The organism is Bartonella sp. TP, assembly GCF_030406085.1.
Classification (GTDB): Bacteria; Pseudomonadota; Alphaproteobacteria; order Rhizobiales; family Rhizobiaceae; genus CALTWN01.
This window is the reverse complement of record NZ_CP129002.1, coordinates 1022105-1048635: the sequence shown is the minus strand read 5'-3', so window position 1 is coordinate 1048635 and position 26531 is coordinate 1022105. Positions and strand designations below refer to the sequence as shown.

Sequence of the window (26531 nt, the reverse complement as noted above, 5' to 3'; positions counted from 1 at the left end):
TTCGTCACCAGACCAGACGATTCTTAATAGTTGATATTTCTATAAAAGGTAAAAGCTTAGCCAACTCGGGGCCATGTGAGCGACCTGTTAAAGCTAAGCGCAATGGGGCAAAGAGAGCTTTACCTGCACGGCCAGTTTCATTTGCTATAATTTTAGTCCATTTTTTCCAACTATTTTCATCAATTTTCTCATGTGGCAGTAATTCAAAAGCAGTATTTAGGAACTCTTTATCACTATTCACCATGTCATGAAATGCAAGCCCTTTGTCCTCTATAACCGCCCACCAATATTCTATATCTGTTAATTTTTCTATATTGTGGCGTATAATTTGCCAAAACTGTTCTGCTTTCGGACCTGTAACACCTATTTTTTCTAATTTATCCTGTACTTCACTATAAGACTTTTCATGCATTATCGTACTATTTAAACGCGTCAATTCTTCAGGGTCAAATTTTGCTGCGGATTTAGAGGTACTAGTTAAACTAAAATGCTCACCCAATTGTTGCATATCGCTATAAGCCATAACATTTTCTGAACTACCTATAAGTACAGCTAAAGAAGCTATTGCCATGGGGTCAAACCCAGTTTCACGAAGCGAGCGCAAAGAAAGGTCACCTTTTCTTTTTGAAAGACCATCGCCATTAACCGTAGTTAATAAATTTATATGCCCAAAAATTGGCACCTCTGCATTCAAAGCATTAAAAATAGCAAGCTGTACAGCAGTATTTGTTACATGGTCATCACCACGAATAATATGGGTTATCTCCATATCAATATCATCTATAACGGAAGGTAATGTATACAAATAAGTGCCATCTTCTCTTACTAAAACCGGATCCGACAAAGATGAAAGGTCTATTAATTGCGCGCCTTTAACTTCATCTAACCAACTTACTGTTGTTGGTTTCATGCGAAAAGGATCGTCAAGAAAATTCGGCAACAAAAACCGCCAATGTGGGCTGCGCCCCATTTTTATATATTCTGCTTTTTGCTCTTCTGTTAACTTTAACGCGGCACGGTCATATATAGGCGGCAAGCCTTGGCCCAATTTTATTTTACGCCGTAGTTCAAGCTCTTGAGCTGTTTCAAAACACGGGTATAATAGCCCATCGGCTTTCAATTGCTCAGTAATCTGTCCGTAGCGCTCAAAGCGCTTAGATTGATAATATATTTCTTCTGGCTCAATTCCAAGCCATTGTAAATCTTCTGCTATAGAATCAATGTATTCTTGTCGAGAGCGCTCCGTATCAGTATCGTCATAACGCAATACAAAGATACCATTTTTCTTTTTTGCAAAAAGCCAGTTAAACAAGGCTATGCGCGCATTTCCTATATGAATATACCCAGTTGGCGACGGCGCGAAACGAACTCTTACCACAGTTCCCCCAAATTCTTAATATAACTTTTTATCAACTCTACACTATAATCAATTCAGAACAAAGAATTATTATCGCGAAATTTATTTGTTATTGGATACCTTCTATCCTTATTAAAATCTTTCAAGCTTAATTTAACACCAGGTGCCGCCTGACGCCTTTTATATTCAGAGTTATAAATTAAATTTTCTATTTTTTTTATCAACTCTACTTCAAAGCCAAATTTTAGCAACGTTGCTACAGAATCATCATTTTCTAATAATTCATACAATATTTTATCCAAAACATCATAAGGAGGCAAAGAATCTTCATCTTTTTGTCCAGGACGCAACTCCGCACTGGCTGGCTTATTTAAAATATTTTCGGCTATTACAATAGATGGCTTACCCTTAAACCAATTAATAAAGTTTTTATTACGCCATTTGGCGAGCTTATAAACTTCGGTTTTATATAAATCTTTTATAGGATTAAATCCACCATTTGTATCTCCATATAAAGTACAATAACCCACCGCCAACTCAGATTTATTACCAGTAGTAAGCAATAAATAATTAAGCTTATTTGATATAGCCATTAATATAGTGCCGCGCAGTCTACTTTGTAAATTTTCATGCCATAAGCCTTGTTCACGGTGATTAACCGCTTCGATTTTTCCAAAGCTTTGCAGTAAAATTGGCGATATAGCTTCCATAATTGTTGCAATAGGCAATTTATCGTAAAAGCAACCCAAAGCTTTAGCACAAGCAACTGCATCTCTTTGCGAAGCTTCACTAGTGTAATAATAAGGCAACATAAAACAATAAACATTTGAAGCCCCCAAAGCGTCGACAGCAATGGCCGCGCACAAAGCTGAATCAATCCCCCCAGACAAGCCCAACATGACAGAGGTAAAATTGTTTTTTCGCACATAGTCCTGTAGTCCAAGCACGCAAGCGGAATAATCTGTAGCCTCTTCACTGGCTAAAAGATCGACACTAACATCGGCGCTTTCTCCACGCCATTTATTTTCGATTTTTTGCCACTTTATATAGGACAAAGAAGCAGTAAATTGTGGCATTTGTAGAATGCTAGTTCCATCTGCGTTAAAGGCAAAAGAGCTGCCATCAAATATCAACCCATCCTGGCCACCAATTTGATTTGCATATACAACAGGGCAATGCAATCTATTAGTATAATTATTAACTACTTTTTTACGCAAGCTTAATTTATTTCTTTGATAGGGCGAAGCATTAGGCACCAATATAATATCCACACTCGCTTCCATAAATTCTTTGCATATGTCCATATCATTCCAGATATCTTCACAGATAGGTATGCCAAAACATATTCCTTTATAAAAAATTGTTTGTGGCTTTTTTATTGTAGAAAAAATACGCTTTTCATCAAACTCTCCATAATTTGGTAAATCTCTTTTATAACTTATGCCTAAAACCGTACCGCCAGCTATAAAAAAAGCTGCATTATATATCCGTTTGTCTTCAAACAAAGGAGCGCCAACTATAACAGCGATATCTAAAGAGCTCGTGAGCGCAACTATTTTAGTTATCGAATTCTTGCAAGCTTGTAAAAATACAGGTTTGCGTGCCAAATCTTCTAGCGGATACCCAGATAAAAATAATTCTGTGAATAATATTATATCGGCTTTTGCCTCGTGCGCAGATAAAATTTCTTTCTTGGCTAAGGCAAAGTTTCCCTCAATATCACCGACAGTAGGATTAGCTTGTGAAATAGCAAGTTTAAACTCATTCATAATAATCTCTATTGCTCTTTTATTATTTGACTTAAAAACCGAACATAATCCCTAGCTTGCAAATTATTTAGCCTAGGATCGCAATAACTTTTATAACCTATTCTTACGTCATTTATCGACTGCACAAAAGAATCATCTATACACTCAGCGACATTTTCATAAGTAGCTTCAAAATGCACTCCTCCAGCATAAACACCAAGCTCTTGGCATATCTCAAAAAAACTTTTTGTCTCCTGTTTTATGTCTGTCATATATCGTATTTTCTGATTTTCTATAGTAAAGTTATTACCATGCATAGGGTCACATAACCAAATAACATTTTTTGCTGACTGAGTTACCGCTTTTATAACTTGCGGTAAATATTTATCAATATAATTTGCGCCAAATCTAGCTATTAAAATTATTTTAGCTGTTTCATTAAAAGGATTAAGTCTTTCAATTAGATCCAATAACTCTGCTATATCTATATGTCTACTAAGCTTTATGCCTATAGGGTTTAGTAAACCTCGACAAAATTCTACATGCGCATGATCATATTGCCTTGTTCTTTCCCCTATCCACAGCATATGAGCTGATGAAGCATAATATATGTTGCTAGCAGATACCTGCCTAACTAGCGCCTCTTCATAAGGTAACAACAAAGCTTCATGACTAGTATAAACACTATGCCGGGTAATATTTTTAAGCTGTTGCAAATATTTTATAGCAGCAGCACTATAGCTATAGCCAAGCAACATTCGTTTTGCATCAACCTGGCGCGCATTGCTATTATAAGCTATATCATTAATTAAATCGCCACGATAAGACGGTAAATCATCAAAGCCATTTTCTAACTTAGAGCTACGCGGCTTAGAAAGCTGGCCTGCTATACGTCCTAAGCTTATAATTTTTTTACCAATCTTCTGCTCGATAGTTGTAGATAGCTCTTGGAAAAAAGCATGAAACGAAGCTATGTAAGCTTGTATTTCTGTTGGCAATCTTATAACTTCTGCACAGTCCCCGGCTTGCAACAATAAGGCTCTTCCACAGGCTACCTGTTGTAGATGTTTTTTAAACTCAACAATTTCACTATAGGGCAGTAATGCAGCAGAAGCTTTTAGCGTCTTTTCTACTGCTAATAATTCATCTAAATTTCTATAACAAGCAGCCTGCTTTATTGGTTTATTTCGCCAGGAAGCAGCAAACCAATCGTTATCCGCTGTTACAGCATGTTTATTGCTTGATGCCATTAAGATATGTATAAGTTGGAAGATATGCTAACACAAGCTCTTCTGATGCTGTTGGGTGCACAGCCATGGTTTTATTAAAATCCTGTTTAGTAGCACCAGCTTTTACCGCAATAGCAAGAAGCTGAATCAATTCAGCCGCCCCTGGCCCTAAAATATGAATTCCAACTATCACTTGCGTCTCTGCATTTACCAGTAATTTCATAAACATTTTTTCACTAGAGCCGCTAATAATATTACGCATAGGACGGAAAGAAATTTTATATACTTCTAAATTAGTATAAAGGCTAGCCGCATCTACCTCCGAAAGCCCTACCACACCGATCTCAGGCTGTGAAAATACAGCGCTAGCAACCATATTATAATCTGGCTTAGTTTGCTCTCCTTCAAAGATAGTCTTAATAACGCAAATAGCCTCATGTATAGCTACTGGAGCCAATTGCAACTCACTAGCAACATCGCCTACAGCATAAATATGCGGTTGGCTAGTAGCCAAATATTCATTAACCTCTATTCTACCGCTAGAAGAAAGCCGCACGCCAGCCAAAGATAAGCCCAACCCCTCCACATTCGGCTTACGTCCCAAGGCAAGCAATACATGCTGTGCATTTAAAGTTCGTGTATCCTTTAAATGTACCTCTTTCGTAGCCCCGTGATTTTTAATTTCTATAATTTCTGAATTATATATTAACTCTATACCCTTTTGTTGCATATAATCTGATAATTGTACTCGTAGATCATTATCAAAACCTCGGAGAATTAATGGTCTGCGGCACACAATGGTCGTCTTTACTCCTAGCGCGTGAAAAATATTAGCAAATTCTACAGCTATATATCCTCCACCATAAATAACTAGGTGATCAGGTTTAGTTTTTAACTCCAAAGCATCCCTAGAGGTAATACAATGTTCTATACCAATAATATCGTCAGGCAAGTTTGGCTTAGCACCAACGGCTATAATAATCTTATCTGCACTAAGCCTAGAACCATCATCAAGCTCTACAGTATGTTCATCCACGAAACTTGCTCGAGCACGAAACAAATTAACACCGCTTTTTTCTACACTAGATTGATATAAACCTTGCAAGCGAAGCAGCTCAGCCGCTTTAACCTGCATAAATTTAGCCCAGTCAAAGCTAGGAGCTTGCAAAATATTCCAACCAAAACCGCGGCTAGCAGAAAAACTCTCATTGTATTCACTAGCATACACCATAAGCTTTTTAGGCACACAGCCACGATTAACACAAGTGCCGCCGAGCACAGATTCTTCGATGAGGGCTGTTTTTTTTCCTAAATTTGCAGCTAAGCGCGCTGCGCGCACGCCACCAGATCCAGCACCAATTACAATTAAATCATAAGCATACATAACTCTCTCCCACCTACAGAATTTCTAATAATTAAAGCAGGATATAAACTTAAATAAGAGAAAAGTTTATTTATGACTCTTCGAAGATGTCTCTTTCGCTTCAAGCTCTTTATTAACATTCGCTGCTAAATCTCGAACCAAATCCATACTCCAACTTTTAAAAGTCGCCATCAACTCAGCTATTGTTTCTGGACCAGTTGATAATAATTTTTTGCCTACTGGGCCTGTATAAAAATCTATGATTGCTTGCAGCTCTTCAGTAGTAAAATTTTTCATATAAATCTTAGCCGCCGATTCTTCTAAATCTGCTCGGCGAGATACCAAAGCCATGGCTTGCTTATCAACTATTTTAGAAATAAGGCTAGCGCTGTTTGGATCTTTACTTACTAGTTGCGATTTAAGCTCACTAGCCGCACCAGGCAAAAAATTGTCAAATTGATCGGTAGCATGTATTGCGGCCACAGCTCTTTTTGCCAAAGACAAATCTTTGTCAGACGAAGCGCCTTGAGCAGCATATACATTAAAACTAATCAGCGTAACTAAAACACTAAGGGGGGCAAATACAAGCGAGCGTAAAAATAACATCTATCTTCCTCATAAATCGATTTTTTTATAATCATAATAAGTAGATATAACACTATTATCTACTCGCTTCAATAGCACTAAACCATCTTTTCTAGTTGCAACAAGCGCTAAATCAGCCATATTTAAAAACAAACCATGCTCAACAACACCAGCAATAGAAAGCAGTTTTTCATTCAACTCACCAAGCTTACCTATAGATTTTAACAAAACATCTAATATATAATGCCCTCCATCTGTTATAAAAAGCTCTCCTTGCTGATTTTTGCGCCAAGCAAGCTTTGGCTCTAGCCCATAGCCTTCAAACAGTTGCTGACACATCGACGCTGTTAGTTGCGCGCCGAATTGGTTAATTTCTATAGGTAAGGGAAAAGCCCCCAAATGCGAAACTAGTTTAGTTTCATCAGCTATTATAAGCAATTTATTACTAAATTGAGCTATGATTTTTTCTCGCAACAAGGCTCCCCCTCCGCCTTTTACTAATTGCAAATCTGCAGTAAGCTCATCAGCGCCGTCTATTACTAAATCCAAGCGCGGTATATCATTGACTTCATATAATTTGATACCTAAATCAGCGCATAAGTCCGAGGTAGCCTGTGACGTAGACACAGCTTGTACATTTAATCCGGCCTCAATACGCTTAGCTAAAAGTTTAATGAATTTATTAGCTGTAGATCCGGTACCTAGCCCTAGACACATACCATCATGCACATAATTTAACGCCGCTTTTGCGGCTTTAGCTTTTAAAAAATCTTGGTCCATATAAAGCCGCCTCTCCTTAATCCCTAGCTGAAGATATTCTATAAGCATTCCAAGATCGCACCGGATGATTTATTGCCCAAGCTAATTTATGATCAGCAAAAATCTCTAGCGCACCGCGTGCTGCCAAATTCTCTTTCTTAATAATTAGCATATGATAATTATTACTTATTTCTGTTTGTGGCATATCATAATTTTTATAATTTAAAAAGATAATTTTTGACGCAGCCTGCGCTTGTAACGCCAAATTTTTGCCACGCTCATTTGCGGCTACATATAACATCTCTCCATTCACCAAGCGATGAGAACAAACATCGGCATTACAAATAAATTGCAAGCGGCTATGCGATTCTGCATCGCTTACTGGCAAAAGAATATGCTCTATACCAAAAGCTTTTTGCCAATTTGTTAACGTAAAATTCGAAGGTCGTTTATAAGCCAAAGCAAGAGATCTATCTTTATTTATAGCCGCCACCATCTTACCATTTTCTGAAATCAACGCAATTGGTATAGGCTCCAAATAATACATCAAAGCTCCCAAAAGCATTATAAAAAACCCTATCAGCCGTAGCTTTGTACGCAAAATTATTAAGAGACAAAATCCAAGGGACAAAACAGCTAATGTCAAAGAAGAAATATACTTAACTTGTATATGAGGTGAAAAAGAAACCACCCAAAAAGCAATATACTTTAGCAAAACTATGCCTTTGCACATTATAAAAATGGGCCCAGCCTCCAAATGGAATAACATAGCCAAAACTGCAATCACAGCAAAAGGCATTATAATAAAAGTTATTACCGGAAATATCAAAGCATTGCTGATAACGCCAAACGGAGCCGTATTACCAAAATGATAGGCAGCAAAAATACCACTCGCAGCGCCAGCAACCAACGAAGATGTTGCGGCAGCAAACAAAGCCTGCCACATATTTTTTATATACATAAACCCAGCAAGCCAAACAGAGCCAATTTGGGGCCCTGGTATATGACCTAGACCTTCCTCGCTTTTCCAACGTGTATAAAATCCATAGGCAGCTATTAATGCGCCAGCGGCAGAAAATGACATTTGAAAGCTAGGGTCTAATATTTGATGCGGATAAATAAGCACTGCGACCCAAATAGCTAAACTTAAATTATGTAAAGTAATAGCGCGACGGTCTAAAATAATAGCCAAAAAGATAATCGACGCCATAATGAAACTGCGCTGAGCAGAAGGGCTGGAGCCAGAAAGTAAAAAATAACAACTAGCAGCTACTAAAGCAACACAAGCCGAAATTTTTTTAATAGAAAAATACGATGCAAAAGACATAAAAAGGGACAATATGCCGCGAATGGTAAAGAAAACAATTCCAGTAATCATAGACATATGTAACCCAGAAATAGCTAAAACATGCGCAAGCCCAGCAATACGCAAAGCATTATTAGTTTCCTGACTAATACCACCGTGCGTACCAGCAATTAATGCCGCGGCTATAGCCCCATTTTCGCTACCATCATGTTGTTTTATACGCTGCAATAATGCAAAGCGCAATCTAGAAATTTTTAAGGATATAGTTGTAATAATATCGAACTTATCATTTGTGGCATAAAGCTGAGGCGCACGTAAAAAGAAGCCTTGCGCACCAATGCCTTGAAAATAATTATAAAACGCAAAATCATAATTATCTGGCCGTACTGGCCCAGACAAAGCACGCAAAAATACTCGACCCTCTATATTATCTCCAACACCCAAATCATTAGGTATTATACGCGCTGATAGCCTAATTATATCAGGAGCGCCGTCCAAATGCGGATGCTGTGTATCTAATAGTTTTAGCAACAAGCGATATTTATGTGCTTTTTGCTGCTCAAGGAATAAAACTTTTGCTTTTATGTAAGTTACAGTATCTTTTGGTAACATCTTAGTACTATAGCGCAAATCTTCCAATTTAGCAGCAGCTACCCCAGTCAACAAAGCTAATAATAGTAAAAATATAGAAGCAACTGGCTTTAAACGGCGAGATAAATAGGCTAAAGATAATGCTATGCCTGCTACAGCTAATATTGATTTAATAGCTATTTCGTAATCAAGCCAAAAATATATTACTGCTCCTACTACCGACAACAAGGAAGCGATTAAGAAAAATGCCCCATATCGCTTTTCTTCTTTTATGGCATTTATAAAGCTTTCTAAAAAACTATATCGCTTTAACAATACTTCGAGAAACGAAGCATATTTAGTTTTAGAATGAGCAACAGCATTTTTAATGCGCACAACGTTATAAATAGCTTCAGCTGGTGAAGTATAGGTTTTGGGAGGCAATTTTATAGGAACATAAACAACCGGACGTAGATTTTGCAGTGTTGCTTTTGGTTTAGCTTTGATAAACTTAAAGAATTTTCTTTGCATTTTATAATATGTTTATATATCCTGACACTAAATCGCTCTAAATTAAAAGATAGGAATAACCATGTCCAAACCTATTATAACACGTTTTGCGCCCTCACCTACTGGATTTCTACATATTGGCGGTGCACGCACAGCATTATTCAACTGGGCCTACGCAAAACACATGGGCGGCAAGATGCTATTACGTATTGAAGATACAGACTTAAAGAGGTCTACACAAGAAGCGGTGGATGCTATTATTTCTGGACTTAAGTGGTTAGGCATAGATTGGAGTGGCGAGCCGATTTCACAATTTTCAAGAAAATCAAGGCATCAAGAAATAGCAATAGAACTCGTAAAACAAGGTAGAGCTTATTATTGCTATGCAAGCAAAGAAGAAATTGCTGCTGTCAGGGCAGATACTACCACAAATCGCTATGCTAGCCCATGGCGCAATGAAACTAAGGCCCCAACACAGACAGATATTAAGCCAGTTATACGGATTAAAGCACCGCTTAGTGGCACTACTATAATCAAAGATTTAGTGCAAGGGGAAATTGCCTTTCAAAATAAAGACCTTGATGATTTTATAATTTTAAGATCAGACGGCACACCAACCTATATGCATGCTGTAGTTGTCGACGATCATGATATGGGGATTACGCATATCATAAGGGGTGATGATCATTTAACAAATACAGCCAGGCAAGCAATTATATATCAAGCTATGAAATGGGAAATGCCCCAAACAGCCCACATACCATTAATACACGGAGCAGACGGAGCAAAACTTTCAAAACGCCATGGAGCCTTAGGCGTAAATAATTATAAAGATATGGGTTATTTAGCGCCAGCCTTAATAAACTACCTAATGCGACTAGGCTGGAGCCATGGCGATGACGAAATTATGTCGTTAGAACAAATCGTAAAGTGGTTTGACATAGTAGATGTTAATAAAAGCGCTGCAAAATTTGATTTTCAAAAACTCAATCATATTAATGGTTATTACATAAAGCATAGCGAAAATGAACAACTACTGAAACTATTAATAGAAAATTTCCCAAGCCTCTTACCGCAGATCGGATTAGAGGCGACACATCAAATTAGCGAGCAACAAAAAACACAGCTTAAACAGGCCCTGCCTGTATTAAAGGATCGCGCAAAAACATTACTCGATTTACTACAAGATGCAGCGTTTATTCTTAAACAAAGACCTATAATTTTAGATGCACAAAGTTTATGCATATTAAACGCTGAAAACAAGCAATTACTTAAAAGCTTTTTGCCAATTTTGATAAGCTGCAATGATTGGTCAAAGGAAAATTTAAACAATCTAGTAAAAAATTTTGCTAAAGATAATAATGTCAAATTGCCAACCATCGCACAACCAATCAGAGCAGCGTTAACTGGCCAAGAAAAAGCGTTAGGCATCGGCGATCTTTTAACGATACTAACGAAAGAAGAAGCTATAGCACGCATCAAAGACCAATTAGAATAAAACAAATTTGACTTGCAAAAGCTATAAATTTGTTTTTTAATATGCTCATACTAATATCACAAAGGAAGGGATATAATGTCACAAGATACTGCAAAAATTAGCGTAGGGAACAAGACTGCTGAATTTGCTATAAAACAAGGCACTATTGGACCAGCTGTGATAGAAATAGCACCGCTTAATAAAGAGTTAGGTATGTTTACCTACGATCCAGGCTTTACTTCTACGGCCTCCTGCGAATCTAAGATAACATATATAGATGGCGAAGCAGGGATTTTACTTTATCGCGGCTATCCAATTGATGAGCTTGCCGAAGGTGGAGATTTTCTTGAATGCTGCTATCTATTATTGCATGGCGAGCTACCTAATAAAGCACAAAAAGCCGATTTTGATCAAAGAGTGCGTGAGCATACCATGGTACACGAACAATTTGCTAGGTTTTTTCATGGATTTCGAAGGGATTCACACCCAATGGCGGTGATGATAGGTTGCCTGGGAGCAATGTCTGCTTTCTACCATGACTCTATTGATATCACAGATCCACGTCAACGCATGATAGCTTCTATGCGCTTGATCGCCAAGGTGCCAACTTTAGCAGCAATGGCTTACAAATATAGTATTGGTCAACCATTTGTTTATCCACGAAATGATTTGGACTACGCTTCTAATTTTCTACACATGTGTTTTTCTGTTCCAACAGAAGAATATAAAATTAAACCAAAATTAGCTAGAGCTATGGATCGTATTTTTACGCTACACGCAGATCATGAACAAAATGCATCTACTTCTACGGTAAGATTAGCCGGATCTTCAGGGGCGAATCCTTTTGCTGCAATTGCTGCAGGCGTAGCCTGCCTATGGGGGCCTGCCCATGGCGGTGCAAATGAAGCATGCCTAAAAATGCTAGAAGAAATAGGTTCCGTAGAAAATATACCCACTTATATAGCTAAAGCAAAAGACAAAAACGATCCGTTCCGTTTAATGGGCTTTGGACATAGAGTATACAAAAATTATGATCCACGTGCTAAAATAATGCAAAAAACCTGCCATGAAGTACTAAGTGAGTTAGGGATTAAAGACGATCCACTACTCGATATAGCAATAGAACTTGAGCATATAGCCCTACATGATGAATATTTTGTTGAGAAAAAACTATATCCAAATGTAGACTTTTACTCAGGAATTACTTTAAAAGCACTGGGCTTTCCTACAGAAATGTTTACAGTGCTATTTGCATTGGCTAGAACCGTTGGCTGGGTAGCTCAATGGAAAGAAATGATAGAAGATCCAGCACAGAAAATTGGCCGACCTCGTCAGCTTTACACAGGGTCAACCAAGCGTAACTATGTTGATATAGAAAAACGTTAATTAACCAAGAGTAGCCTACGTTTTTTTAACAAGGCTACTCTCCAAGTTTTCACCACATATTTTTAAAAGAGCCTTGGCACCGGACACGCCAGCTGGTTCTGGTGTTTGCATAATTGTACGCATATCAGCAAAGCTGGCTAATTGAGCTTTTCTGGCATATTTATTTTCTAATAAATACTGCACTTGATGGGCCAAATTCTCCGCTCTAGCATAATCATTATAAAATTCTGGAATTATTGGTTTACCAGCAATGATATTTGGCAAAGCAGCGCTCCAAATCTTAATCTGCGGCTTAATAATCACCTTAGCAACTAAATCCATTTTATAAACAGAAATAGAGGGTACATCGCACAAAGCTAATTCAAGTAAAGCGGTCCCACTAGCTGCCAAAGCTATATCTGCCTGAGCTAGTGTTTTCCATTTTTCTGCCTCCGTATACTCTATAATAGGCTTAACTTGCCAATTTTTTGCTAATTTAGATATTTCTTCATATAAACGAGGTAAGGTTACAATCTTAATTTGAAGCAGAGGTACTTGGGTTAAAAGATTATCAATCATTTTCCCAAATAAAGGCATAAGCCTTTTTATCTCAAAGCGCCGCGACCCTGGTAATAACAGCAACGTCGGAAATGACAAAACGTCATAATGTTCCCTTGCGCCCCTACTTATAAGTACTTTTTTTATATCTTCGCTATAGAGTAATTTATGCCCTACATAAGTTGAATCTGGACCGTTAAGCTTTTTCATACATTCTACTTCGAAGGGCAAAATAACCAAGAGATGATCTATAAAGAATCGCATTTTTTGCGCTCTTTTTGCTCGCCAAGCCCAAACTGAAGGTGCAATATATTGGATTATCGGTAAAGTAGGGAGGATTCTTTTTATCTTTTTAGCAACACGATGAGTAAAATCTGGACTGTCTATTATTAATAAACAATCTAATTCTTGCTTAAGAAGATATTTTGTTAAGCGATTAATATAATATAACAGCTTAGGTAATTTAACTAATACTTCACCTATTCCCATCAAAGAAATCTCAGAAATGGGAAAAAAACTTTGTAAACCTTGTTTGGCTAAATGCTCTCCTCCAATACCAATCAATCGCAGCTCTAAATGTGGTGCTATTTTTTTTAAACAAGCAACTAAATCAGCGCCTAATAAATCTCCAGATTCTTCCCCTGCAATTATAGCTAAATTAAAAACTTTTCGCAAAGCTACTCCTAAAAACTGCTGATAAACATACCATATTCATTAGCCTGTTGGATAACTTGTGCTTTGTCTAAAATAAAACTACATCCAGCCTCTACGCCTATACCCTTTAAACCAGCTTGATAAGCGTTATATAGAGTATTCAGCCCGATAGTCGGCAAATCTATGCGCAATTCTTGATTTGGCTTAGCAGCTTTTACTAATACCCCACCATAATTTTCAATGCGTTTTTCACACCGTATTTGTTTGATACGTAATAGCATATTATCAGTCCCCTCAGCTCCCTCTACGGCTACAACACGTCCGCCAACAGCTACAACAGCCTGACCTATATCCAAAGCGCCTAGCACTTTTGCAGCTTCTATCGCTTTTGATAAATTACGTTTTTCATTTGTATTTGGGCAAGTTTTTGTTAAAGTAGCAGCTGGGGGAGCTAACAAATCCGGAACAATTTGTTGCGGCCCTAATATTGTAAAACCAAATTTTTCTAAAAATCTAATAAAACTACGTAATAAAGCATCATCACCGCTTTTAAAAGCTGGTAATAACTCTTTCAGAGCTAGTAAGTTAATCCAATCAAGTTTTATATCTTTAGCTCTCGGACGCGAGCTCACCCCACCAACTAATACTACCTTAAAGACATCGTGTTTTCGTAACGTATTTACGAACACAGAAAGTTCAGAGATTGATATCTCAACTACAGCGCAATGCTTAAGTATATATGGCTCATACAAGCTTTTATCTACATTACCACGCAGTAATACTATCAAGGGCTTATGCCCGTAACTCAATAAAGCCCGTATGACTGTTAACGGTAACAATCCATTACCACAGACAACAGCTATATTTTCAAATCCCGTTAATGTCATTTAAAAGGTCACACTAACGGAGTACAATAAGATCTTTTTGTTTTTATATTAAGAAAAGCTAGTAAATCTTGTACTGCAGGCGATCCCTCATAAAGACAACCCACATCAATAACTCGGTCACTTAACGTTTTTGTCCTATCAAATAACATCTCAACTGCATGCCGCACATTATGTATTTCGCTACGGGGCATATTTGCCCGCCTCATACCTATTAAATTAAGCCCCCCTAAATGTGCATTTACACCAATAGCTGAACCATATGGAATTAAATCGTTAACTAAAGCGGCCAGCCCGCCAACAAACGCATGATGGCCAACCCTTACAAATTGATGAACTGCACCACCGCCGCCTATAATTACACGATCACCAATTTCTACATGTCCACCTACCATAACATTATTAGCAAAAGTAACATTATTACCAATTATACAATCATGGGCCACATGAGCATAAGCTAAAAATAAGCAATTATCACCTATTACCGTAATACCTTTACTATCATCAGAGCCCCTATGCATGGTCACCCCTTCACGTATCGTACAATTACGACCAATTACCAAAGCAGTCTTACCCCCTCTATGGCGATTATTTTGTGGCTCACATCCCAGAACAGCATGCGGATATATCTTTGCACCAGCCCCTATTTTAACCGTACCAGTTATAACTACATGGCTCATTATTTCGCAATCGTCGCCAATTTCAACCTCTGGTCCAATATCAGTAAACGGACCAATTTTTACATTGCTTCCTAACCTTGCAGCAGGAGCGACAAAAGCCGTGCTATGTATATTTTGCGCGCACATAGAAATATCCTTTTTACCAGCTATACGCTTTGCCCCAAAGTTTAATTTTCTTCGCTTAAGCCTATCATTGCAGAAACCTCAGCTTCAGCAACTTTTTGGCCATCAACTTGAGCTATACATGCGTACTTTGAAACGCCAGCCCTATATTTTATTTTATGTACATGCAGCTCCAGCTGATCTCCTGGAACAACTGGTTTTCTAAATTTTGCTTTATCGATAGTTAGAAAATAAACGGTTCCCGGTTTGCTTTGCTCAAAATTTGCTAATAAAGAAATAGTCCCTGCCGTTTGAGCCATAGCCTCAATAATCAGCACACCAGGCATTATTGGCATCCCCGGAAAATGTCCTAAGAAATATGGCTCGTTAAAAGTAACATTTTTTATTCCTATAGCACTATTGTCCCCATCAATTGCTGTTATTTTATCAATCAATAAGAAAGGATAACGGTGCGGCAACACCGATAAAATTTTTAAAATATCTGCATGAGAAAGACGAGTTTTATCACTCATAAAAAAACCTATTATTTTCCTGAAATTCCCAAATTTCGTAAGGTGATAACTTCACGAAACCATTGTTTAACGGGTCTAGCTGGCACCCCGCCCCAAGTTTCACCGTCGGGGATATCATTCATTACGCCGCTCGCAGCAGCTATAGCCACTCTTGAACCAATTTTAATATGATCTTTTATACCTACATGTCCACCTAATAAAGTCTGATCGCCAACAGTAACACTACCAGAAATACCGCAATGGCCAGCAATAACACAAAACCTACCTAAACGAACATTATGTGCAATTTGCACTAAATTATCAATCTTTGTTCCTTCTCCAATTATCGTATCATCAAGACTACCGCGATCAATAGTAGAATTGGCACCAATTTCTACATTATCTTGTATAATTACACGACCCAATTGAGGTATTTTCGTAATACCATCGCTAGCTGGTAAATAACCAAACCCATCCTGCCCAACACGAGCTCCAGGATGCAGAATTACCTTATCCCCTAACATAGCAAATTGCAAGGTGACCCCATATCCTATTAAACAATCTCTTCCTACAGTGCAATTAGGACCAATAGTAGCCAAAGCTTTGATTATAGTATTCTTACCTATTTGAACATGCGCGCCAATATGTGCACCAGCTTCAATTATCACATTTTCTTCTAGAATCGCCGTTTTATCGACATAGCTATTAGGAAAATTGCTATCTAAGTGGCTGTTGTCGCTAGTTAATGGAACTTGGTACAAGAAATTTGCTATAATACAAAAACTATAATAAGGTCGCTTTGCTACTAAAACAGCTATATGAGAAGGTATCGCCTCAGCTATTTCAGCAGTACACAACACAGCCGCAACACTAAGATTTTTAATATTTAAAAGATATTTTTTATTCTCAATAAATATCAAAGAATCTTTCGAGGCCTTTTCACAGGAAGAAAGATTCTTTATAAGCCGCTCGCTATAACCTTCATTCAACAGCTTAGCGCCGCTAAGCTCAACAGCTTCACCCAAAGTTATGGGTGAAGCTAAATTATAAAAGCGGGGAGAGCTCACAAGGCACCTCAGAATTTACTCGAAACACCAAAGTTAAAGGCCTCAATCAAATCTCCCTTATCTTTTCTAATTGGAACGGCGTAGTCAAACCGCAACGGCCCTATAGGAGAAGCCCACATCAAACTTACACCAACGGAAGAGCGTAAAAACATTTTATTATTCGTTACACCAGGCTCGCAGCTCTTAGGGGTGTTTGGAGCACTACAAGGAGTGGTAGGCAAGTAAGGATTGTCGTATACAGTACCAGCATCAGCAAACACAGCTCCCCTCATTCCTAAACTATCCGTTAACACAGGAATAGCATATTGTAACTCCGCTGTAGCGTTCATATATTTAGAACCACCGATAAAATAAGTAGAGCCACCAAGTGATTTCTGTCTTGGGCCCATACCATTATATTTAAATCCACGTACCATATCATTATCATTCTTAAACATATCAAATACACGAGCCCCACCTGCATCGCTTTGATGCATAAAGCCCGCTCCAGCAGAAAGAAGTCCGATAATATCATGCTGGTCAGACAAAGTAGTATAAGACATCACCTTACCATAAGTCTTCAAATATTTGGCCTCACCGCCCAAGCCAGCAAATTCTTGAGCAACTTTAATATACAAACCGCTTCTAGGAATGCGCATGTTATCTAAGCTATTATAGACTAAACCATACGCTAATGATGAGCGTAACCAAGGTTTCTCAGCCGCTTTGGCAATGGCACCAGCATACTGTTGCTTAAGAGCTTCTGGTTTTATTCCAGCGCCCAAACTATAGCGCTCCTTTACTAGATTATAAGATAGATTAGCAGCTAAATTTTCTGATAGAGGAATAACAATCCTAGGACTTCCCCCCATTTCCATAACACCATAATCATTATCCATACGATAAGTAGTACGAAACAAGTCTATACCTACTGGCAAGCGATGGCCAAAAAAGTAAGGCTCAGTAAAAGAAAAATTGAAGTTACGAGCAGAATCACGGCCTGCGCCTGCGCCCACACGGATATATTGACCTCTACCTAAAAAGTTATTTTCAGCAACAGACAAATCCAATGAAGCCCCTGGGCTAACACCACCAGTGGTATAACCACCACCTACGGAAAACTCTCCGGTAGCGTTTTCTACCACATTTACTACTAGCACTACCTGATCTGGAGCATCCCCAGGTTTAGTCGTTATATCAACAGATTGGAAAAACCCTAATGCTTCCAATCTACGCTTTGCCCGCCTGATTAGAGTAGCGTTAAGTGCATCACCTTCACTTAAATCAAATTCTCTACGAACAACATAATCTTTAGTTTTACTATTCCCGGAAACTTCTATTCTCTCAATATAAGCCCTTTCACCACGATTAATACTATATATCATAGAAATAGTCTTGTTATTAAAATCATGATCTGTATGAGCATCGACTTTTGCAAAAGCATAACCAGAATTAACAATGGCATCGTTTATAGCACTCAGGCTGTCCTCTACTTTATCGCTATTATATTCGTGCCCTGTACGAGTTTTTACGACATTATACAGTGGCTTAACGGCGACTTGATCTACCGTACTTTCAATTTTTATATTACCAAATTTATATTTAGGGCCTTCTGAAAGCACAAAAGTAACAGTATAACTATTAGTTTGAGGATCCAAAACGGCCTTTGCAGAAACTACATTAAAATCAGCATAACCATGCGTAAAATAAAAATGCCTGAGCGCTTCCTCATCAACTGCTAATCTATCTTGATTATACACATCGGCATGCGTTAACCAAGTAAACAATCCTGTAGACTGCATATGTATAACTTCACCCAAGCGCCTTGGCGAAAACTTATTATTACCTACAAAGATAATTTTTTTAATTTTTAGTTCTTTTGTCTCATCTATATGAAACACTACATTAACACTACCACCACCTACATTCATAGTGCGCGTAGTTACATTCACATTATCAAGACCAGCTGCTTTATAAGCATCCTTTATAGTCTTTACATCCGCCGCCAAGTTTGACGAATTAAAAGACTGCCTAGGCTTAATTAACAAGAGTGACTGTAAATTCTTAGAAGGAATTTTTTTATTACCTTCAAAAAAAACTCCGTTAACTAAATTATATTCTTTAACTGAAACTATAAGTCTGTCGCCAACTTGATTAACATGTACATCCGAAAAAAAGCCAAGAGCAAATAAATTCTTCACAGCAGTATCAATAGCGGTACTAGAAAAATCTTGATTAATACTAATTCCTAAATGATCTATAATTTCTTGCTGGCTTATTTTATTATTCCCATGCACAAAAATATTATGCACAACAGCAGCATTAGAAGAAACTGAAGCAGAAAAATATACAGCGCCTGCGAGTAATGCTATCCTTGAGATAACAGCCAGATCACATCTAGCTTTTTTACCTGTAATACTAGTTCTCTTTGCAAGCATATTCTAGCTCCTACCCCTACTATATTTATTTAATCACAAGCGTGATTTGCATCAAATCCATTATCTAGATAACCTAAATATGCTTATTATGCAAGAAATTTTTTCTATAAGTTTAATACCTACTCAGGCCTTGGTTAGCAAACTAAAATAGCTCCATTAGGTCCTTAGTAAATAAAAGGAGCACCGACCAAGCAACAACAGCAAATAACAACCCGTCTACTCTGTCTAAAACTCCACCATGACCAGGCAAAATGCTACCAGAATCCTTTACAGAAAATCTTCGTTTGATCATAGATTCAAATAAATCGCCTAACTGTGCAAAGCTGGCCAGCAATAAAGCAGGCCAAATAAAAGTAAAGCTAAGTTTTTTTATAAAAATCCCTAATAGTCCTACAAAAATTATAGCAAAAAAACCACCAAAAAATGCTCCAGCCCAGGTTTTATTTGGCGATATACTGGGGGCTAATTTAACGCCGCCTATTAATTTGCCTCCAACATACCCACCTATATCACTACCCCATACAGCAGCAAATAAATAGAAAACAATAACATCACCAAAAACAACGGTTGTTCTTAAATAACTTAAACACAACAAAGGTAGAACAGTATATAAAAAACCAAAAAATGGCCAAAAAATATTTTCAATACTTATTTTTTTTCTTACCGCTATAAAAAAAGAATCATAATAAGCTAAAATCCCAGTCAAAACAGACAAAAACGCTATCAATTGTAGCACAACATATATTGAAATATTTGCTAATATTAAAATTGCAACTATTGCATAAAAAAACCAAGCACATGACTTTAATAAAAGCGAATAATAAGTATTAGCTATAGTTTGATATTCAAAATAAACTAATCCACATAACAAGATTATAAAAAGATTAAACCATACTCCACCAAAGTAGGTCAATAAACCCGCAAAAAAAGCTAAAATAAACCCCGTAACTAGGCGTAATAATAAATTATGCATAATTAATCCAAATAAATAAAATAAGTACTAGTTAGAATTACTAAGCCGCCCAAAAGTACGCTTTCGTTTTTTATATTCTTTTATCGCCGCATCGAAATGCTTTACACCAAAGTCAGGCCAATAACAATCGCAAAAATATAGTTCAGAATAAGCCGCTTGCCAAAGCAAAAAATTTGATAAACGCATTTCACCACTAGTCCGAATTATAAGGTCAGGGTCACCAAATATTGAAGTATCCAAGTAGGTTGCAAATTTTTCCTCTGTTACTTCCAAATCATCGGCTAGAATCAATTTATTTACAGCACGTATAATATCATCACGCCCACTATAATTAAAAGCTATATTCAACATAAGACCAGTATTTTCACTCGTTTTAGATTCAGCCTGGTCAAACAAAGCTACCAACGAATCATCAAGATTATCTCTTCTACCAAGAATCTTTAACCTAACATTTTTTTCGTGCAGAGTTTGTAGATCATGTGAAATAAAGCGCTTTATTAATTCTAGAATATTCGACACTTCATCTTCTGGCCGCGTCCAATTCTCACACGAAAAAGCAAAAAGAGTTAAGCAAGGCAAACCAATTTTCAAGGCTCGCTCAATTATACGTGGAACGATTTTGACACCTTCCGCGTGACCTAGCTTGCGTGAAGAAAATTTACGCTCTGCCCATCTGCCATTACCGTCCATTATAATAGCTATATGGCGTAACTCTGTCATAAAAAATCCTTATGCAGCCAAATTATACCTGCATTATTTCCGCTTCTTTTTTTTCTAATAATACATCCACTTGCTTTACCATATTATCTGTTAAAGATTGCACTTGCTCAGAAAAAATGCGGCTATCGTCTTTGCTAATTGCACTATCCTTTTCTAATTTTTTAATATGCTCCATCCCATCCCTACGCACATGCCGTATAGCTATACGCGCTTGCTCTGCATATTGTTGTGCAATCTTTACTAATTCTCTACGTCGTTCCTCATTCAAATCAGCCAGAGGGATACGCAATAAGGTACCATCTATGATAGGATTCAAATTAAGCCTAGACTCTCTAATAGCACGATCTACGGCCGAAACTTGCGTTTTATCCCAAACAGCAACACAAATCATACGGGGTTCAGGCACGGTAATATTTGCTACTTGATTAAGCGAAACTTGCGATCCATAGGATTCAACTTTTATAGGGTCTAGTAAATTTGCCGAGGCACGCCCTGTACGCAAACCAGATAGCTCGTGTGAAAGCGCCGAAAGGGCACCCTCCATACGGCGTTTTAAATCTACAGTAGTAAAAACATCACTCATTGTTAATCTCTCTTTGTCTTAAATGGCAAAATTTAATGTTAACTAATTATGGAAAAATTACCCGAGCCAGATAATATTTTTTCTAATCCACCCACCTCTATTATAGAATATATAATTATTGGAATGCTATTTTCTTTAGCCAACGATATAGCCGTCATATCCATTACAGAAAAATTATGCTTTAACACTTCATCATAGCTTACAGCAGCAATTTTTTTAGCATCCTTATATAATTTGGGATCAGCATCATAAATACCGTCCACCTGTGTTGCCTTAATAAGCACATCAGCACCTATCTCTGCCGCTCGCAAAGCAGCAGCAGTATCTGTGGTAAAAAACGGGTTTCCAGTGCCAGCAGCGAATATCACTACTTTGCCAGCATCTAAATTTTTTAAAACTCGCTGTTGGCTAAATGCCTCACAAATTTGAGGCATAGATATAGCAGATAAAATCATCGCATCAACCTGCAAGCGCATCAATGCACTGCGTAAAGCTAAAGCATTTATAACAGTTGCAAGCATCCCCATATGATCGCCAGTAACGCGCTCTTGTTTATTTGCGGCCAAAGTTACACCGCGAGCTATATTGCCACCACCAATTACGATAGCAATACAAACTCCCATCGCTCGCATTTTAGCTATATCTGCAGCTATACGGTCAACAACGTCAACATCAATACCAAATCCCTTTTCGCCCATAAGAGCTTCGCCAGAAACTTTAAGTAACACACGTTTATAGGTTGTATCTATTGACACAGCGAGGTCTCCAAAAATAATAGACTAAGCTTTTGCTGCGGCAGCGACCTCTTCGGCAAAATCCGTCTCTACTTTTTCAATACCCTCACCTAAAGCAAAACGAACAAAAGATTTAATAACCATTGGAGCCCCAACAGTTTTCTCAGCTTCTTTTAAAGCTTCGCTCACAGTTAAATCAGGATTAACCACAAAAGGTTGTGAAAGCAAAACCACTTCTTCATAAAATTTACGAATACGACCTTCGACCATTTTTTCAATAATATTTTCTGGTTTGCCAGACGCCCTAGCTTGCTCAGAAAATATAGCTCTTTCTCTGGCTATAACCTCTGCATCTAGCTCATTTTGATTAAGCGCCAACGGATTTATTGCTGCAATATGCATAGCGACTTGGCGCCCAAAATTAACCGCAGCGGCTTTGTCGCCACTTGTTTCAATTGCAACAAGTACTCCAATTTTTCCTAAACCTTCAGCAACACTATTATGCACATAAGTCGCCACAAGCCCTTTATCTACTTGCAAGCGCACATTACGACGCAAAGAAATCTTTTCACCTATGGTAGCGACAGCATCACGCATAGCCTCATCAACAGTTTTTCCATCAGCATCATATTTAGCCTTGCCCAAATCCTCATATGGCCTATCTGACTGAAGCGCAGCATGCATAACATTCCGAACTAGATTCTGGAAATCCCCATTACGAGCTACAAAATCTGTTTCGGAATTTATTTCAACCATTATAGCTGTATTTTCATGGCTAGCTACTCCAACCAAACCTTCTGCAGCAGTTCTGTCTGCTTTTTTATCCGCCTTAGCTATACCTTTTTTACGCAACCAATCAATTGCAGCTTCTATGTCACCAGCACTTTCTTTCAAAGCAGCTTTGCAATCCATTAAACCAGCACCAGTTAAACTACGCAGTTCTTTAACCTGTTCTGCAGTTATCATTATCTATACCCTTCTAAAATAAGTCATGTGCTATAAAAATACTATCAATCAAATTACAAAATGCTACCCAGCCAAATTGGAATCTGTTTTATTTTCATCCATATTTTCAAGCTTTTCTGCTACAAGAGCCTCTTGCAAAGGCAACTCTTGGGCGCCTAAATCTGTTCCTAAGTTTCTCTGCTGCCGTTCAATTCCATCAATAGCCGCTCTAGCTACAAGCTCGCAATAAAGCGCTATAGATCGAGAAGCGTCATCATTGCCAGGGATAGGATAGTCAATGCCATCAGGATTGGAATTACTATCTATAACCGCTACCACTGGTATCCCAAGTTTTTTAGCCTCTTGCACGGCAATTGCTTCTTTATTAGTATCGATTATAAACATAAGGTCGGGCAAGGAGCCCATATCTTTAATACCACCCAAGGCTCTCGTTAATTTTTCACGCTCTCTTTCTATATTTAAGCGTTCTTTTTTAGTAAAGCCCTGCTGTTCAGACACCAAAAGCTCTTCTAATTTACGCAAACGCTTAATAGAGTTAGAGATAGTGCCCCAGTTAGTTAGCATACCTCCTAACCAACGTGAATTAACATAATACTGAGCACAGTTGGTTGCCGACTCCGCTATAATATCTGATGATTGTCTTTTTGTTCCAACAAATAAAACTCTACCGCCATTAGCAACAGTATCAGACACCTTTTTTAAAGCAGTGTGAAGCAAAGGTACTGTTTGCGATAAATCAATGATATGTAAATTATTTCTAACCCCAAAAAGATAAGGAGCCATTTTAGGATTCCAACGATGTTGTTGGTGACCAAAGTGAATGCCAGCCTCCAAAAGCTGACGCATAGTAAAATCAGGCAATGCCATTTTTAGTAGATCCTTTCCGGTTTTATCCTCCACTTAAAATAGGAGCAAGCTCCACCGGTGGACAGCTAAACTCTTAGCCACCCTGTTTTAAGTGTGCGGTATAGTACAAGCAATTAGCAAATTTTTTACTTAAATACAAGCCTTTTCTAATTTACATACCAAAAAGATTTGGATAACATACGCTAGGCAAAATTATATTAATTAAGGGTTAAATAACATGTTAATCGAAGATAAATTGAAAAACCTAGGCTTAACACTGCCCGTAGCTCCTTCTGCTTTAGCTACTTACGTAGCAGTACAACGCAGTAACAACTTATTATTTGTGTCAGGTCAATTACCATTTGAAGAAGGAAAGCTAAATCCTATAGGAAAAGTTGGCACCGATGTAAGTATCGAAGAAGCTATAATTGGCGCTCAAAACTGCGCCTTAAATAGCATAGCTCAGCTCAAAGAATATATAAAAGATTTAAGCCTGATAGGTGGGGTAGTAAAGCTTACTGTATTTGTTGCAGTAGCCAATAATTTTTATGATATAGCAAAAGTTGCTAACGGCGCTTCAGATTTATTCGTACAGCTTTGGGAAGAAAAAGGAAAGCACGCTAGATCTGCGGTTGGCGTAGCAGCACTGCCATTAAATGCCGCTGTAGAGGTAGAAACAATTTTCAACATAAAGGAAAAATAAATAATGACTGCACATATTTATGACGAGAATAATATTTTTGCTAAAATCTTACGAGGCGAGCTTGATAGCATAAAGTTTTATGAAGACCAACAGGCCTTAGGAATAATGGACATTATGCCAGAATCTAATGGACATTGTTTAATTTTGCCCAAAGCAAAAGCAAGAAATATTTTAGACGTTTCACCAGAAGTGTTACGAACAATAATCCTGTTAATACAAAAAACAAGCCGCGCGTGTATGAAAACCTTTAAAGCTGATGGCATATCTATAATGCAATATAATGAAAAAGCTGGGGGACAAACTATTTTTCATTTGCATTTTCACATTATCCCTCGCTTTAATAATAAAACCTTAAATTTACACAACTCCAAGGCCGTAGATTTAAATTTATTAAACGCACAAGCGAAATCTTTAAAAGCTATATTAGAAGCCTAATAAATTAATTTAAATCATTACTGAGAATATTTTATTAACCAACAGCCTTTAATGATGAAGACTGTAACCTACATAGAATATTAAATAAGCAAATATTATAAAATTTTTAACTCGGTAATGACTTCAATGCAGCTAAATCTCTATCTTCTAAGCAAAATCTATCAGCCTACAAAGCAGCTAAGAAAATTAATAAGCCTATATCTAATTTTCACTCTGCCTCTAATAAATTACGTCACTGCAGCGCCAAAAAGCGCTTTCGCAGACCGATATGCAGAAATAGTTATAGATGCTAATAGTGGTAAAACATTATTTTTTGCTAATGAGAACGCACGCCGTTATCCAGCTTCACTTACTAAAATGATGACGCTTTACTTATTATTTAACGCCTTACAAGCTGGCCGTCTTTCACCAAATACCCCTATCCCAATTTCGCATTTTGCGGCCACCCGCCCACCTACAAAGATTGGATTTACCCCCGGCCAAACTATTACGGTACAAGACGCCGCAGAAGCTATTATCATTAAATCAGCCAATGATGTAGCTGTTGGAGTTGCAGAATATCTAGGTGGAGATGAAAAAAATTTCGCAGAAATGATGACCTCTGAAGCTCATAAATTAGGTATGATGAACACACATTTTAATAACGCATCCGGGTTACCAGACATAAATAATTATACTACAGCGCGCGATTTAGCTACGTTAGCTCTTAGCTTACGTAGGCATTTTCCTAAATTTTATTACTTATTTAAAATAACCAGCTTTGGTATAAAAGGCAAAATAATACATGGACACAACAAATTGATAAAAACTATGCAAGGCGTGGATGGTATTAAAACTGGCTATACACAAATGTCTGGCTATAATTTAGCAACTTCTTACTATGCACATGGAAAAAATGTAGTTGCCGTAATAATGGGCGCTCGTTCTCCCTTATTAAGAGATGCTAGAATGGCCACTTTGCTCCATAAATTTGTTCCACAAGCTAAAACGTTATTATCATCAGAGAATCAGCTGGCAATTGCGGAGCAAATACCAACGCCAAGTTTAAAAAAGGCCCAACCTTTAGCCTTGGTTAGCGCTTTGCAGGCGTCACAAGAATCTGCAGACGCAGCAAAAAGCAATCATACTTATGCTATTCAAATTGGTGCCACAACGAGCTTAGCAAGTGCTAAGGCTATTTATCGCAAGGCCATCAAGCACCATAAAAACTTATTTGCTAACACAAAGCAGCAAATTTCAAGCATAACAAAAAACAAAAGAAAATATTACCGTGTAAGAATAACCAATTTTTCTAGCCAAGATGCTGGGCTATCTGCATGTCAAATATTAAAAAAAGAAAAATTTAATTGTTATGTAATCCAATAAGCTGACCGTATAACCATTCTTTAATAAACTTTTGTTTTAATATAATTATGTTTTACCGTCCAG

The 26531-nt window shown here is 37.6% G+C and carries 24 protein-coding genes; 5 read left to right on the top strand and 19 right to left on the bottom strand.

The features are described 5' to 3' along the window. Positions 1 to 4: 4 nt before the first annotated feature. The 7 genes from gltX (QVL57_RS05125) to QVL57_RS05095 form a co-directional block, all read right to left on the bottom strand. Positions 5 to 1378, bottom strand: coding sequence for a glutamate--tRNA ligase (gene gltX / locus QVL57_RS05125; protein ID WP_290076256.1), 1374 nt, complete (start codon positions 1376 to 1378; stop codon positions 5 to 7). A gap of 53 nt (positions 1379 to 1431) precedes the next feature. Further along, positions 1432 to 3126 carry an NAD+ synthase gene (locus tag QVL57_RS05120; RefSeq protein ID WP_290076255.1) on the bottom strand — a complete coding sequence of 565 codons (1695 nt, stop codon included), beginning with the start codon at positions 3124 to 3126 and terminating at the stop codon, positions 1432 to 1434. An 8-nt stretch (positions 3127 to 3134) separates the two neighbouring features. Next, positions 3135 to 4355, bottom strand: coding sequence for a 3-deoxy-7-phosphoheptulonate synthase (locus QVL57_RS05115; protein ID WP_290076253.1), 1221 nt, complete (start codon positions 4353 to 4355; stop codon positions 3135 to 3137). Continuing rightward, on the bottom strand, positions 4339 to 5718 hold the full coding sequence (gene gorA / locus QVL57_RS05110; protein ID WP_290076251.1) for a glutathione-disulfide reductase: 1380 nt from the start codon (positions 5716 to 5718) through the stop codon (positions 4339 to 4341). Before gorA ends, QVL57_RS05115 begins: the two co-directional genes overlap by 17 nt. Positions 5719 to 5784: 66 nt before the next feature. Then, positions 5785 to 6303, bottom strand: a complete 519-nt coding sequence (locus QVL57_RS05105) for a DUF2059 domain-containing protein (RefSeq protein WP_290076249.1) — start codon at positions 6301 to 6303, stop codon at positions 5785 to 5787. Between the two features lie 9 nt (positions 6304 to 6312). Next, positions 6313 to 7062 (bottom strand): ribose-5-phosphate isomerase RpiA, encoded by a 750-nt coding sequence (rpiA, locus tag QVL57_RS05100; RefSeq protein WP_290076247.1) that lies wholly within the window; start codon positions 7060 to 7062, stop codon positions 6313 to 6315. A 16-nt stretch (positions 7063 to 7078) separates the two neighbouring features. Beyond that, positions 7079 to 9448, bottom strand: coding sequence for a ComEC/Rec2 family competence protein (locus tag QVL57_RS05095; protein WP_290076245.1), 2370 nt, complete (start codon positions 9446 to 9448; stop codon positions 7079 to 7081). A 61-nt stretch (positions 9449 to 9509) separates the two neighbouring features. On the opposite strand from QVL57_RS05095, the gene gltX (QVL57_RS05090) reads away from it, so the two are divergent. Together gltX (QVL57_RS05090) and gltA are read left to right on the top strand one after the other, a co-directional pair. Further along, positions 9510 to 10925 (top strand): glutamate--tRNA ligase, encoded by a 1416-nt coding sequence (gene gltX / locus QVL57_RS05090; RefSeq protein ID WP_290076243.1) that lies wholly within the window; start codon positions 9510 to 9512, stop codon positions 10923 to 10925. Between the two features lie 75 nt (positions 10926 to 11000). Beyond that, complete coding sequence (gltA, locus tag QVL57_RS05085) at positions 11001 to 12290, top strand: citrate synthase (RefSeq protein ID WP_290076241.1); 1290 nt, start codon at positions 11001 to 11003, stop codon at positions 12288 to 12290. 15 nt (positions 12291 to 12305) lie between these two features. Here gltA and lpxB read toward each other — a convergent pair whose 3' ends face one another. The 12 genes from lpxB to rpsB form a co-directional block, all read right to left on the bottom strand. Further along, positions 12306 to 13502 (bottom strand): lipid-A-disaccharide synthase, encoded by a 1197-nt coding sequence (lpxB, locus tag QVL57_RS05080; RefSeq protein ID WP_290076239.1) that lies wholly within the window; start codon positions 13500 to 13502, stop codon positions 12306 to 12308. An 8-nt stretch (positions 13503 to 13510) separates the two neighbouring features. Then, the gene (gene lpxI, locus QVL57_RS05075) at positions 13511 to 14368 is read right to left on the bottom strand and encodes a UDP-2,3-diacylglucosamine diphosphatase LpxI (RefSeq protein ID WP_290076237.1); all 858 of its coding nucleotides are present in this window, start codon (positions 14366 to 14368) and stop codon (positions 13511 to 13513) included. 8 nt (positions 14369 to 14376) lie between these two features. Further along, positions 14377 to 15171, bottom strand: coding sequence for an acyl-ACP--UDP-N-acetylglucosamine O-acyltransferase (lpxA, locus tag QVL57_RS05070; RefSeq protein ID WP_290076235.1), 795 nt, complete (start codon positions 15169 to 15171; stop codon positions 14377 to 14379). Between the two features lie 41 nt (positions 15172 to 15212). Further along, entirely contained in the window at positions 15213 to 15680 is a 468-nt protein-coding gene (fabZ, locus tag QVL57_RS05065) for a 3-hydroxyacyl-ACP dehydratase FabZ (RefSeq protein ID WP_290076233.1), read from the bottom strand. Positions 15681 to 15691: 11 nt separating this feature from the next. After that, positions 15692 to 16726 carry a UDP-3-O-(3-hydroxymyristoyl)glucosamine N-acyltransferase gene (lpxD, locus tag QVL57_RS05060; RefSeq protein WP_290076231.1) on the bottom strand — a complete coding sequence of 345 codons (1035 nt, stop codon included), beginning with the start codon at positions 16724 to 16726 and terminating at the stop codon, positions 15692 to 15694. Positions 16727 to 16734: 8 nt separating this feature from the next. Further along, a complete protein-coding gene (gene bamA / locus QVL57_RS05055) occupies positions 16735 to 19143 on the bottom strand; it encodes an outer membrane protein assembly factor BamA (RefSeq protein ID WP_290076229.1) in 2409 nt (802 codons plus the stop codon). Between the two features lie 142 nt (positions 19144 to 19285). Next, positions 19286 to 20116, bottom strand: coding sequence for a phosphatidate cytidylyltransferase (locus QVL57_RS05050; protein WP_290076228.1), 831 nt, complete (start codon positions 20114 to 20116; stop codon positions 19286 to 19288). 27 nt (positions 20117 to 20143) lie between these two features. Next, complete coding sequence (gene uppS, locus QVL57_RS05045) at positions 20144 to 20836, bottom strand: polyprenyl diphosphate synthase (protein ID WP_290076226.1); 693 nt, start codon at positions 20834 to 20836, stop codon at positions 20144 to 20146. Between the two features lie 22 nt (positions 20837 to 20858). After that, positions 20859 to 21419: a ribosome recycling factor gene (gene frr, locus QVL57_RS05040; protein WP_290076225.1), complete on the bottom strand. Its 561-nt coding sequence runs from the start codon at positions 21417 to 21419 to the stop codon at positions 20859 to 20861. A gap of 38 nt (positions 21420 to 21457) precedes the next feature. Next, positions 21458 to 22174: a UMP kinase gene (gene pyrH, locus QVL57_RS05035; protein WP_290076223.1), complete on the bottom strand. Its 717-nt coding sequence runs from the start codon at positions 22172 to 22174 to the stop codon at positions 21458 to 21460. Positions 22175 to 22198: 24 nt separating this feature from the next. After that, positions 22199 to 23122, bottom strand: coding sequence for a translation elongation factor Ts (tsf, locus tag QVL57_RS05030; RefSeq protein ID WP_290077405.1), 924 nt, complete (start codon positions 23120 to 23122; stop codon positions 22199 to 22201). A gap of 60 nt (positions 23123 to 23182) precedes the next feature. Further along, the gene (rpsB, locus tag QVL57_RS05025; RefSeq protein WP_290076221.1) at positions 23183 to 23986 is read right to left on the bottom strand and encodes a 30S ribosomal protein S2; all 804 of its coding nucleotides are present in this window, start codon (positions 23984 to 23986) and stop codon (positions 23183 to 23185) included. Between the two features lie 217 nt (positions 23987 to 24203). Here rpsB and QVL57_RS05020 point away from each other — a divergent pair, with 217 nt between their 5' ends. The 3 genes from QVL57_RS05020 (at position 24204) to QVL57_RS05010 (ending at position 26468) form a co-directional block, all read left to right on the top strand. Then, positions 24204 to 24668, top strand: a complete 465-nt coding sequence (locus QVL57_RS05020) for a RidA family protein (protein WP_290076220.1) — start codon at positions 24204 to 24206, stop codon at positions 24666 to 24668. Between the two features lie 3 nt (positions 24669 to 24671). Further along, a complete protein-coding gene (locus QVL57_RS05015) occupies positions 24672 to 25103 on the top strand; it encodes an HIT domain-containing protein (protein ID WP_290076218.1) in 432 nt (143 codons plus the stop codon). Positions 25104 to 25229: 126 nt separating this feature from the next. Next, positions 25230 to 26468, top strand: a complete 1239-nt coding sequence (locus QVL57_RS05010; protein ID WP_290076216.1) for a D-alanyl-D-alanine carboxypeptidase — start codon at positions 25230 to 25232, stop codon at positions 26466 to 26468. Positions 26469 to 26531 lie beyond the last annotated feature (63 nt).